This is a genomic window from Haloarcula sp. S1AR25-4 (assembly GCF_031624555.1).
GTDB classification, from domain to species: Archaea; Halobacteriota; Halobacteria; order Halobacteriales; family Haloarculaceae; genus Haloarcula; species Haloarcula pellucida.
On record NZ_JAMQOR010000004.1, the window covers coordinates 14,921 to 26,503 of the forward strand.

Sequence of the window (11,583 nt, forward strand, 5' to 3'; positions counted from 1 at the left end):
CGCTTCGGTCCGCACCAGCATCGGCGACGTCGATAACGGTACGATACTGATCTTCGATACCTGTTGCTGTGCCGATGAGTCCAGTTACAGCGACCCCCGCACACGCAGACCGGAGAAAGGTCCGCCTACTCGTTTGCGCTGCCGCTAAGTCGTTGGGTTGCACATGGGAGGTGTAGGAAGGGGCTGTTTTAATTATGCAGATCCCCATTCGGATCTAACAGTTCATTTTTTGTCATAAATGCCATCTATCGAGGGTCTCGGGGATTCGTTCGACCGAGTAATAGGGCACTGAGAGCCATTGATGTCGCCGCAGAGACTGGTTCGAACCCGATGGTTAGTACGCCTAGATTTAGGACGCCGTCGTCGGTGGACGTGCTATCCGACGACTGAGTCGTCCCGGCCGCCGTCGTGGTGCTCTCAGTAGCCGTCTCCGTCGCTGTCTCGGTCGCTGTCTCCGTCTCCGTCGCTGTCTCGGTCACCGTTGCGGTTTCCGTCTCCGTCGCTGTCTCGGTCACCGTTGCGGTTTCCGTCTCCGTCGCTGTCTCGGTCACCGTTGCGGTTTCCGTCTCCGTCGCTGTCTCGGTCGCTGTCTCCGTCTCCGTCGCTGTCTCGGTCGCCGTTTCGGTTTCCGTCTCCGTCGCGGTTTCGCTTTCCGTCTCCGTCGACCCATCTCCGAAGAACCCGTCGTCGCCAGCGTTGTTTTCAGATTCAGTAGCCGTCTCCGTCGCTGTCGCATTTTCGGATTCAGTAGCCGTCTCCGTCGCTGTCGCATTTTCGGACTCAGTAGCCGTCTCCGTCTCTGTCGCATTTTCGGACTCAGTAGCCGTCTCCGTCGAGTCGCCACCACCGATCGACCAACCGTCGTTGTCGTCGTTGTCGTCGTTGTCGTCGGAATCCGTCTCGGTAGCCGTCTGCGTGGGCGTCTCGGTCGGCGTCGACGTTCCCAGTATACCACCGTCGTCGGTCTCTGTCTCAGTAGCAGTAGCCGTCGTTACCGACCCACCGCCATCCGTCTCGGTCGTCGTCGGCGTGGTCGAAGTAGGCTGTTCCGAGGTGGACGTGTTCGAAGCCGACTGGGTGTCCGCTGGTATCGGTGTGGTCGCCTCCGTCGGCGTCTCCGTGGCGTTGCTGGCACCCGGCATCTCCGCGCCGCCGTCAGACACCATATCCATGACGGCGATGCCGGTACCCGACGCGAACAGCAGCAGTCCGATCAGGAGGAGCCAGAACTGGCCGCCGTTCGGAATCAGGTCCGGTATGCTGAGACCGCTGAGACGGGCATCGGCCCGTTCGACGGTGCTACCGATCGGGTCCGGGAAGGCCGACACGAGGTCCACGCACTCACGCAACCCCAGTGCGCCAGTGAGGAACGCGAACGCGAGAAAGACGGCGAGGCCGACCGGCGGGACCACGACCAGCGGAACGACGCCGCTCGGGAGGAATCCCGGGAGTGGGAGGTTCAGGTTGGCGACGAGATAGCGCGGAAGCAGCAGAATCGGACCCGCAGCGAGTGCCACCGTCAGGCCGACCCGGAGTAAGCGTGCGTCGGCAAGCGGGTCGAAGTCCAACTGCCTCGCACTCCAGATGTGGAAGAGAAACATCGACGCGTACCCGACGCTCGTCGCTATCGCGGCCCCCGTCATCCCGTACCGTGGGATGAGCAGGAGGTTCAGCGAGAGGTTGATGACGGCCGATGCGCCCGTTGCGATGACCGAGTACCGCAGCGTTCCGTGCCCCTCCTCGATAGCTATCGTCGGTCGAACGGCGGCGAACCCGAGCGCGCCCGGCAAGAGGAACAGCAGCGGCGTCACCGCGGGCGCGGCCTTGGCGCCCCAGTACATCGGTACGACTGTCTCTGCGAGCGACGCGAGGCCGAGCGCCATCACGGTCGTCAACAACAGCGTGTACCGCGTCGTCCGTGACGCGAGACTCGCGATTCGATCTGTCCGGTCCTGTGACCACAATTCCGACGTCGAGTGAACGTATACTGTCTGTAGTGTCATGGGTACGAACCAGAGGAATTCAGCCAGCGTGAGCGCCGTCTTGTAGTTGCCCACCTGCGTGCTCCCGGCGAGCGACTGGAGCATGATGATGTCGACGTGATACAGCGACATCTGGAAGACGGTCAGGGCGACGGCCATCGTGTTGTACGTCAGCATCTGCTGTCGCGGCAGAGACGACGTCGTCGGCAGGAGAATCGAGCGAATCGATACGCGCCGCATCACGAGTGCAACGCCGATGACGGCGACTATCGTCGTGCCGATAATCTGCCCGGCGAGCGCACCGATGACACCGAAGCCGTAGTAGACCAACGAGAGCGAGACGGCTGCGAAGGCAACGTGATAGAGAACTTTCAGCGGTTCCGAGTACCGCTCTAGACCAAACCCCATCAGCGTCCGGCGGGCGTACCCCCAGAACTGGGCGACGACGACCATGAACACCATGAGTGTGAAGTAGGGCTCGAAGGATGGGTCGAAGTACTGGGCAACGAGTCCCAACCGGACGGCGCCGAGATAGCCCAAAGCGCCGAGCACTGCGAGGAGCGTCGCCATCTGGAAGTAGAATCCGACGACGTTGTCTTCCCAGTTGCCACTGTCTCTGTCCTCGGCGACGAACTTCCGGACGCCGTTCGCGATGCCCGAACTGACGAAGATCATGAACAGCGCGTGGATGGACATCACCGTCGTATACGCCCCGAACTTCGCCGGTCCGAGGAACCGATACAGCAGCGGCATCGTCACGAGTGTGACCATCAGAGTCAGTATTTTCCCAGAGACGACTGAGAGGACACCACTCAAGATATTTCGTCGCATATGATTTGTCGTGTGTTCGTATCAGTGTGCGCGTATCCCTCGGTAGCGCCCGTGACGGGACAGTACATGCGGAGGGTGACACGCGAGACATAGGTTCTGGATGCCTAGGTCCATCTGTTGCACCGTCGGGTGTTTATTATAGAGCCGGTAAGTGTCGGCACGCAGTCGGGCAAACTCAAGCGTAGCCGAGGTCCCGAAGTCGTTCCTCGACGACATCGGTAGCGACGTCCTCTGTCTCCGTCGTAGCGGCGTCGCCCTCGACGATGTCCTTGCGTGGCCCCTCGTCGTAGACGTGCCACGGAATCTTCGTCAGTTCCTCCGTGTGTATCCCAGACGGGTGGCCGTACTCTCGCATCGGCAGCGGGAACGCGCGTTCGCCGAACATCTCGCCGTGGTCGGCGCTCACGACGGTCTTGCCCCGAAGCGACTCTAGCAGCCGCTCGACGTGGGGGACCACGACGTCGAGGTTCTCCCGATAGGCCTCCCAGAGGATCTCGTCTTCGATGTCGACTTCCCCGTTCATCACGCGGTTGAAGAAGTCCAGCGAGTCGTTGTCGAAGTGTTCCTGTCCCGTCGGGCCGATGTAGGGGTAGTGAGGCTGGAGGAAATGGACGAGCAGTCGCTTGTTCGGGTACCGTTCGGCCGCGCGCTCGGTCGCGTCCGCGACCGTCTCCGGTCGGACGGTTCGGAACGTCTCGTCCCAACCGTCTTCCTGCCAGATCTCGACGACGTCGTGGAAGTCGACCGAGACGAACCCCCGGTCGCTCTTGCGGTAGTGTTGCGGGTTCGCCGTCACGTAGACGGTGTCGGTTAGGTCCCGTCCGTCGAGATACTGGCTCAGGAACTCGATGGTCGAACTCGATCGCGAGTGGCGGTACTCGAGCGTCCCCGGAAGGTCGACGACGTCTGCAAACGTGTCGTACCGACACGCGTCGAGGAGGAGCAGGTTGTCCCAGTCCTCCTCGAAGAAGTCGACGCGGTCCTGTCGGTCCGCGTACTGCCGATGGAGGTCGAAGTACAGCTCGTTCAAGCGTCGGACGACGAGGTGAGGTTCACGGACGCCGCGGCGAATCTGTGCCGGCAGCGAGGAACGTGGGCGTTGCATGTATTCTCGGGTAGCGGTACCGGCCCCAATATTATGCGCCTGATAGTGTCTCAGACTCACAATCACACCCAGCAGAGCCACAGACCGGGCGTAAGTGGGGGCCGGGCCGTCACAGAGACGACACTGACACTCGGGCCGAAAAACGCCAGTCAGCCACGGGGAGAACGCACACCGTTGCATCAGCCCGCCCACAGTTATCAAGAGCGATAACGCAGAGGGCGCCGGGTCGGTAGCTACTAGAACGGGAAAAGGCCAATTCTAGCCAGTAAAAAGCTCGAAAACGGCCGAGTATCAATAAGGGCTAAGCACGGAAATATCATATTTGATTTTTAGATGCTAGTTAATGAAGGCCATACGACAGTTACACCAGACCATGCCGTCAGATGAAAAACACGATTTGAGCGATTCCGAGAGACGAGACGACGACAGTCTCGCAACGACCAGACGAACGCTGATGGGTAGTCTCGGCGGATTGACGGCGCTGTTAGCGGGCCGGAACGCGGACAGAAGATCGGCGTCGAACGTCGAGAGCACGACGTCGTCCGCCGTCGCTCGCGAATTCGACGGCGACGTGGATCTCAACGGGAACGACATGCTGGACGTGGGAACCATCCGAGGCGGCGTCGAAATCGACGGGGCGTCCATCGATAGCTGGAACGTGGTGGACGTCAACGAACTGGGTGCCGAACCCGGCTCTGACACCGACCTCGGAGCGGTCATCGACGACCACTTCGACCGAGACGACATCTCCAGCGCCGTCTACTACCTGCCCGAGGGCACGTACACGTGGAACACTCCCGTGACGTCCCGGTCGTTCGAGGGGTTCGGCATCGTCGGGAAGCCACAGGCCCGAGTCGAGTGTACGAACATCGAGATGCCGTACTTCATCAGTCTCGGCACCGACACGGTGAACAACGCCGACATCTTCATCGCGCGCAACATCACGTTCGACGTACAGAAAGAGAACGTGGCCGCCTCCGCGATTATAGCCTCCGTCGACGAGCAGATCGTAATCGATAACTGTAAACTCGACGGCCAACTCGACCGTGTCGTCTCTCCGTTCTATTCCATCGTACCAACCCTCTTGACCGAGACCGGTCAGGGGTACGTCTCCATCACGATGACGGACGGGAGTTTCTATGACCCCAACCTCAACGAGCAGTCTCACCCGATGGGGCTCGCCATCGAACGCGATCACAAGGGGTACCTCATCGTCGAGAACAGCGACATCGCGGGGTTCATCAACAACGGCATCTACTCCTCCGGGCACAACGGGAAAGTCGCCATTCGAAACACATCGGTAAAGAACTGCGGCGCCGGCATGCTTCGTCTGGGCGACGGCGACTACGCCTACAAGTGCGCTCTTACCAACGACGACGCCGAGGACCGCGGGTATTCCTACGCGGCCCTCTGGGTAACCAACGCTGAACACGCCGTCGCCGACAGCATCGAAATTACCGCCAAACAGCGTACGCCCTCCGAGTTAGTCCGCGTGAACGCAGACGTCGGCCACTGTACGCTGTCGAGCATCGACATCGAGAGCCACGCAAACCAGTACATCTGTGAGTTCACCGGGACCGGTCAGGAAACCGGGCACATAGTCGCCTCGAACTGGACGATTACCGACACCGGAAGTGCCCAGTCGAACGCTCAACTCGGCCGTATCGCCCGACCGAACGTGATGTTGGAGAACTGGGACGTCACCATCGACCCGGCCGGCGACGGGAAGCGTCACGGCCTCATCATCGACGCCCCGTGGACCAACATCCAGAACTGTACGTTCAAACACACAGAGGGTGGGTTCAACCTCCTCTTAGACGAGGGCGCCGACAAACTCCGACTCAAGGACTGCGACTTCCAGCGCGGCCAACTCTTCCAGTACAGTCGAGCGACGACGGAGGACGCCATCGTCGCCGACAACCGGTTCATCGACGGCACCACATTAGCCGGTGACCAGGTGAACTGGACGACCAGAGGGCCGGGCTTCTAATCGGGGCTCGACGGAGTCACGCCCGACGGGGACAGCAGGTGTCCCAGATGGGAGGGATAGGAGTGCCTTCCTGCGGCCCGCTGGCCGCTTAATTTCGTATTTATCGATATTCCGTGAATAACAAGAACCGCGTTCGTCGTCGTATGTCACGTGTCACCAATCAACAGTGATGGCGGTGGCGAACCCGAACAGCGACAGGATGGCGACGGCGGACGGACGCGGCGTGAGGTGCTGACGCTCGCGGGACTCGTCGGACTGCCGTGGTTGGCCGGTACCGGACGCGCGCAGGACCACTCGGCGTCGCTCGGGTCCTCCATCCTCGACGGCGACCTGAACCTGAACCGGAACAGCATCCTGAACGTGGGGACTATCGGGATGACCGCCGACCGACCGGCCCTCCAGACGCCGGGAACCGGGGACGCCTGCATCGAAATCTGGGACACGGCCGCGGACGACTGGTCCGTGCGCGCGACGGAAGGGACGCCCGGCTCCCCGGGTGTCGTCGAGTTCAACGCCCCACTTAGGGGACCGACGGCCGACGGACGCACCGCCCCGGCCCTCGACGTGGAGGGCACGGTCGCCACCGGCGGCCTCTCGGTCGATAGCTGGCAGGTCGTGGACGTTCGGGAACACGGCATCGAACCCGGGTCGGACGCCGACCTCGGGGCGTTCATCCAGCGCCACGCGGCCCGTGAGGATGTCGCTGGCGTCGTCTACCACCTCCCCGACGGGACGTACACGTGGAACACGCCAGTCACGCTTCGCTCGTTCGACACCTTCGGTGTGGTGGGTGAGCCGCGGGCGCAGGTCCGCTGTACGAACCCCGAGATGCCGTACTTCCTCAGTCTCGGGACCGGAGAGCCGGGTCACGCGGGCGCGTTCGTGGCCCGCAACCTCACGTTCGACATCCAGAAGCCGAACGTGGCCGCCGCGGCGATTATCGCAGCCGTCGACGACTCGCTCGAAATCGACAACTGCTCGCTCGTCGGCGAACTCGACCGCGTCGTCCCGCCGTACTACTCCATCGCGCCCGCGTTAGTGACCGAGAAGGGACGTGGGTACGTCTCCGTGACGATGCCCGACGGCAGTTTCTACGACCCCGCCCTGAAAGAGCAAGAGCATCCGATGGGACTCGCCATCGAGCGCACTCACCGGGGCTATCTCGTCGTGGAGAACACCGACGTCGAAGGGTTCGTCAACAACGGGATCTACTCGGCCGGCCACAACGGAAAAGTCGCTATCCGGAACACGAGCGTCAAGAACTGCGGTGCGGGGATGCTCCGTCTCGGCGACGGCGACTACGCGTACAAGTGCCACCTCGTCAACGACGACGCCGAGGACCGCGGGTATTCCTACGCGGCCCTCTGGGTGACCGACGCGAATCACGCCGTCGCCGACAGCATCGAAATCGTCGCCGAACAGGCCACGCCATCGGAACTGGTCCGGGTGAACGGCGACGTCGACCACTGTGTCCTGACCAACGTCTCCGTCGAGAGCCACGCGAACCAGCACGTCTGTGCCTTCACCGGTGAGGACCCCGCCCTCGGACGGGTCGTCGCCTCGAACTGGACGGTCAGGGACACGGGAAGCGCGGCGTCGAACGCGCATCTGGGGCGGGTCGACCGCCCCAACGTCGTCTTACGCAACTGGGACGTGACCATGGACCCAGCGGGCGACGGCAAACGCCACGGCCTCGTCGTCGACGCCCCATGGGTCGACGTCGTGGGATGTTCGTTCACGCACGCCGACGGCGGGTTCGACCTCCTACTCGACGACGGCGCCGACTACCTGCGCCTCAAGGATTGCGATTTCAAGCGCGGCCAGTTGTATCAGTACGACCGGGCGACGACAGAGGGCGTCATCGTCGCAGACAACCGCTTCCTCGACGGCGTCGCTCTCTCGGGGACACAGCAGAACTGGACGGCACGGGGGGCGGAGTTCCAGTAGCGCGGGATGGGAAAGTCCGGTCTCAGAACTCGTTGCCGACTGTCTCGAGGTTGTCGCACCCGTGGTCCTTGATACCCCCACGGAGCGTGTTGTGTTTCAGGTAGACGTTGGCGCTGTCGGGATAGAGACAGTACGCCTCCTCGTCGCCGTATGATTCCGCGAATATCTCCTCGACGTGGGTTCCGTCACCGAGGTCGATAATCGGGTACTCGGCGGCGCGGTACTCGCCCTTGTAAATCGTGACGTCGTCACCGGTGTTCACGATGGCGCGGCGCTCCGAACCGCCGGACTGGTCGACGGTGACGGCACCCAAGCGAACGTTGTCACGGTCACAGCGGATGGCCGCCTTCGCCGTCTCGTCGCCGACGTTCCCGAGGAAGTCGACGTACTCGAGTAGCACCTGTCCGGTGTTGTCGCCGTCGTTGATTTCGATACCGAACCCGCCGGGCGTGTCCATCTCGATGCGGGACCCCACCAGTGTCACCTCGCCGCAACCGGGCGAGGTGACCACGGCGTTGGTCACTGCGTTCCCGGCGATGTAGACGTCGGCGTTCTCTATCCACGCGGACGTACAGGTCCCCATGACCGAGATGGCGAAACTGTTCGGGAGCGGTTCGTAGTTCCGAACCGTGACGTTCTCGACGCGGATGTCGCCGCCCTTTTCGAGGCGGATGGCCCGGTGAGACTCGTCTTGCGGACGGTTCTGGTCGACGACTACGGTGGCACCGTCGATACTGCTCCCGTCGCCGCCGATGCGGAGCGACGCGGCGTTGCTGTTCGAGAAGTGGCCGCCCTCGACGTTGATGGCGCCGTCCCCACCCGAGGCGTACAGGCCGTTGTCGGGGAACGCGCCGACGACGCAGTCCCGGAAGGTGAGCGACCCGCTGTTCGAGTTGGCGAGTAGTCCCGTCGGGCCGCGCCAGATGTTGCCCGCGTTCGGCGTCTCGTCCTCCCACGCACCGCCGTCCGGCACCTCGAAGCCCTCGACGAGGCCGCTCCCGTCGGGGTCAGAGATGGCGAACCGACCCGGGCCCCACGTCCCGCTGTCGTGCTCGCCGCTGACGGTGATGTTCCGGACTTCGAGGCCATCCTCGACGACGGTCTCGATGACGCGGATGCCGGTGTCCGGCGCCGTCTGGTCGACGTCGAACCCGTCGAAGACGAGTCGGTTACCGGGGCTGTACCCCACGCCCAGTCGGAACAGGCGGTACTGCGGCCCCTCGAAGGTGTGGTAATCCGCCGGGACGAGCGTCGCGTCGTTCCCGACGAGGCCGAACTTCTCGAAGCCGGTAAAGCGCACCTGCTCGTCGATGTAGTACTCGCCCGGGGGGAAGACGAGCAGCGTGTCGTCGTCGCGGTACTCCCTGATGACGTCGACGACCGACTCGGAGCCAGTGTCGTCGGCGCCCGCTTCGACGACGTCGATGACCGTCCCGAACTCCTCGAAGTACCCGTCGAGACGGTCCGCAGTCGTCGCCGCACTCGCGCGTCCAGTCATGGCCGAAAGAGTGCCTCCAATCGCAGTTGTCGCGATACCTTGAAGCACCTTTCGTCGGCCCAGCAACCGTCCGTCTGTCGTTTCGCAGTCCGACCGCGTCTGTTCGTCTGCGTCAGTTTCAGAGAGAGAGTCGTTTTGCACGATGAATCTGAATAGATGTCTGGACTATTCGGAGAATAGACTTTACCTGTCTGATTGCAGGTATTAAGTACTCCCTAACACAGCATTAACCTCTTGATAGTCCCTTTACTACCTCATTAATATCCTCTTAATGCAGTTTTAAACCGCCCGAGTCGGCCGATTTGGGCGTGTTCGGGATAATCTCGTCTGGGGCAAGAAACGCCGTTCGTCAGGCCGAGACACCGGACTCACGAATCGTCGGTCTCTAACTGGGCTTCGATTAACTGACTGGTGGCACGGCGGAGTCGTTGGGAAACCGCGGACGGGGAGATGCCGAGTCGGTCGGCCAGTTCCGACTGGGAGATGCCACGCGGCACGTCGAAGTAGCCGGCCTCCTGGGCCCGACAGAGCGCGTCCCACTGTTCGGGTGTGAGCCCGTTGAGGCGCCAGTCGGACCCGCCGTCGTCCCAGCACAGTCGGTGGAGTCTGAACGTGATGTCGTGGTCGGCACAGTAACTTCGAAACTGCAGGAACGTCTCACGGGACCGAAACTGTGCCCGGACGTCCCACTCGCCCACCGACCCGACGACGTCGATAGCACGAGCACCGAGTCGGGTCAACGTCGATGCGATAGTCAGCGTCTCTTCTGTGAGAGTTACCCGGTAACAGCGGCCGTCCCTGTCGCTGCTGAGGAGCACGAAGTCCGAGACGGACGCGGCCGTAGCAAGCGTCTGTTCGAACGTATCGAACTCGGCGCCGTGAACCGAGAACACGAACAACGTATCAGACCCGTCCGCGACCACTCGCTCCGGTCGGACTGTGACACCCGAAGCCTCCGCCGTCACGTCTGTCAGTGCGATATCGGGGTGTGAGAGGGTGAAATCGCCGCAGATGGTCTGTAGCGGCGCGTCGTGGTCGTCTGCGTCGTTTCTTCCCCTCGGCTGTCTCGAGTTCGACGACGGTCCGACGGCGGCCGTCTCACCGAGTTTGCCACGCGTAGTCCCGTTCTCGGGGAAGTTCGCTGCCCGGTCCTCCATACGTGGGTGCAAGTTTATGCTCGGTAAGTGAGTTTCTGCTACACACGTAGTCACCGTTTCAGCATCGTTTATTAACATAGCCACATAGCCAGAGCGTCTGGCGAATGCGATGTGATACTTTGTAAACGCGACGTTCGACGGCCACGACGCCGGACAGCCCTCGCTACCACTGACACTGGTAGTCGACATCGCCGAAAGCACCGTCCTGCACGACGCTGTGTCAGTCGTTCCGTCGCTCGGCGGTCCGGACGCGCGTCCGTTCGGGGAGTAGCTCACCGACCCGCGGGAGGTCGTGGTATCGGTCGGCGAGACGCACGCTGGCGACGGCGAGTAGTGCGCCAGCGACGACGTCCGTCGCCCAATGGATGCCGAGGTACATCGTCGAGACGACGACGAGCGCTGCGAGTCCCGTCGAGAGTGCGTACCATCCGGGATAGACGTCGCGCGTTCGGCGTGCCAGAAGCGCGACTGTCACAGACAGTGAGGTGTGGAGCGACGGGAACGCGTTCGTGTTGGTGTTGACGGTACTCGTCAGAATCTGTGACTGTGGATACGCCGTATAGAGGAGTTCCTGTACGGTGTTCGGGAGGAGGTTCCGCGGGCCGAACGCGACAAACAGCGTGTAGAAGACGAGTCCGATGCCGTAGTTGAGTGCGTAGGCGACTAGCGTCCGCTGAATCGGATCCGTGTCGGCGAGCAGCCAGTAGGCCACGACTGGGAACGTCGCGAGGAACACGTACCCGTACAGGTAGACGAACGAGAAAAAGACGGTCAACGGCGGCGTCGCGATCACCTGCACCAGTGCGACGAAGTCCCCCTCGATGGTGTAGATGAGTCCGGTGATGTTCCAGCCCAGCATCCACGATAGCTCCTGCCCGAGGTTGCGAAAGACCCTGTTCAGCGCCAGGACGCCGACGAGAAGGGACAGGTGTGGGGCTATCTCGCGGAGCCGTTGCCACGACCGCTGTGGTACCGCGGTCGCCTGCTCACGGTCGAGGAACAGCCAGCCAGCGATGGCGACCATCGCGAGGACGCCAACGAGCAGTTTGCCGAGGAACTCGAATAACACCACG

Annotated in this window: 7 protein-coding genes; 2 read left to right on the top strand and 5 right to left on the bottom strand. The window is 62.3% G+C overall.

Going from position 1 to position 11,583, the window contains the following annotated elements:
• Positions 1–245: 245 nt before the first annotated feature.
• Together NDI85_RS17085 and NDI85_RS17090 are read right to left on the bottom strand one after the other, a co-directional pair.
• Positions 246–2,813 (bottom strand): flippase, encoded by a 2,568-nt coding sequence (locus tag NDI85_RS17085; RefSeq protein ID WP_310916443.1) that lies wholly within the window; start codon positions 2,811–2,813, stop codon positions 246–248.
• A 175-nt stretch (positions 2,814–2,988) separates the two neighbouring features.
• Positions 2,989–3,918: a hypothetical protein gene (locus NDI85_RS17090; protein ID WP_188997080.1), complete on the bottom strand. Its 930-nt coding sequence runs from the start codon at positions 3,916–3,918 to the stop codon at positions 2,989–2,991.
• Positions 3,919–4,372: 454 nt separating this feature from the next.
• Between NDI85_RS17090 and NDI85_RS17095 the strand changes: the two genes are divergently transcribed.
• Together NDI85_RS17095 and NDI85_RS17100 are read left to right on the top strand one after the other, a co-directional pair.
• Entirely contained in the window at positions 4,373–5,908 is a 1,536-nt protein-coding gene (locus NDI85_RS17095) for a glycosyl hydrolase family 28-related protein (RefSeq protein ID WP_310916444.1), read from the top strand.
• 150 nt (positions 5,909–6,058) lie between these two features.
• Complete coding sequence (locus NDI85_RS17100) at positions 6,059–7,855, top strand: hypothetical protein (RefSeq protein ID WP_310916445.1); 1,797 nt, start codon at positions 6,059–6,061, stop codon at positions 7,853–7,855.
• A 22-nt stretch (positions 7,856–7,877) separates the two neighbouring features.
• Here the strand turns inward: NDI85_RS17100 and NDI85_RS17105 are convergent, their stop codons facing one another.
• From NDI85_RS17105 to NDI85_RS17115, 3 genes are all read right to left on the bottom strand, one after another.
• A complete protein-coding gene (locus tag NDI85_RS17105; protein ID WP_310916446.1) occupies positions 7,878–9,353 on the bottom strand; it encodes a hypothetical protein in 1,476 nt (491 codons plus the stop codon).
• Positions 9,354–9,721: 368 nt separating this feature from the next.
• Positions 9,722–10,510: a helix-turn-helix domain-containing protein gene (locus tag NDI85_RS17110; protein ID WP_310916447.1), complete on the bottom strand. Its 789-nt coding sequence runs from the start codon at positions 10,508–10,510 to the stop codon at positions 9,722–9,724.
• 220 nt (positions 10,511–10,730) lie between these two features.
• Positions 10,731–11,582, bottom strand: coding sequence for a phosphatase PAP2 family protein (locus NDI85_RS17115; RefSeq protein WP_310916448.1), 852 nt, complete (start codon positions 11,580–11,582; stop codon positions 10,731–10,733).
• Between the last annotated feature and the right edge of the window lies 1 nt (position 11,583).

Excerpts from the sequence above, each read along its gene's own strand:
- NDI85_RS17085 (WP_310916443.1), bottom strand. The coding sequence starts at position 2,813 with ATGCGACGAAATATCTTGAGTGGTGTCCTCTCAGTCGTCTCTGGGAAA.
- NDI85_RS17090 (WP_188997080.1), bottom strand. The coding sequence starts at position 3,918 with ATGCAACGCCCACGTTCCTCGCTGCCGGCACAGATTCGCCGCGGCGTC.
- NDI85_RS17095 (WP_310916444.1), top strand. The coding sequence starts at position 4,373 with ATGGGTAGTCTCGGCGGATTGACGGCGCTGTTAGCGGGCCGGAACGCG.
- NDI85_RS17105 (WP_310916446.1), bottom strand. The coding sequence starts at position 9,353 with ATGACTGGACGCGCGAGTGCGGCGACGACTGCGGACCGTCTCGACGGG.
- NDI85_RS17110 (WP_310916447.1), bottom strand. The coding sequence starts at position 10,510 with ATGGAGGACCGGGCAGCGAACTTCCCCGAGAACGGGACTACGCGTGGC.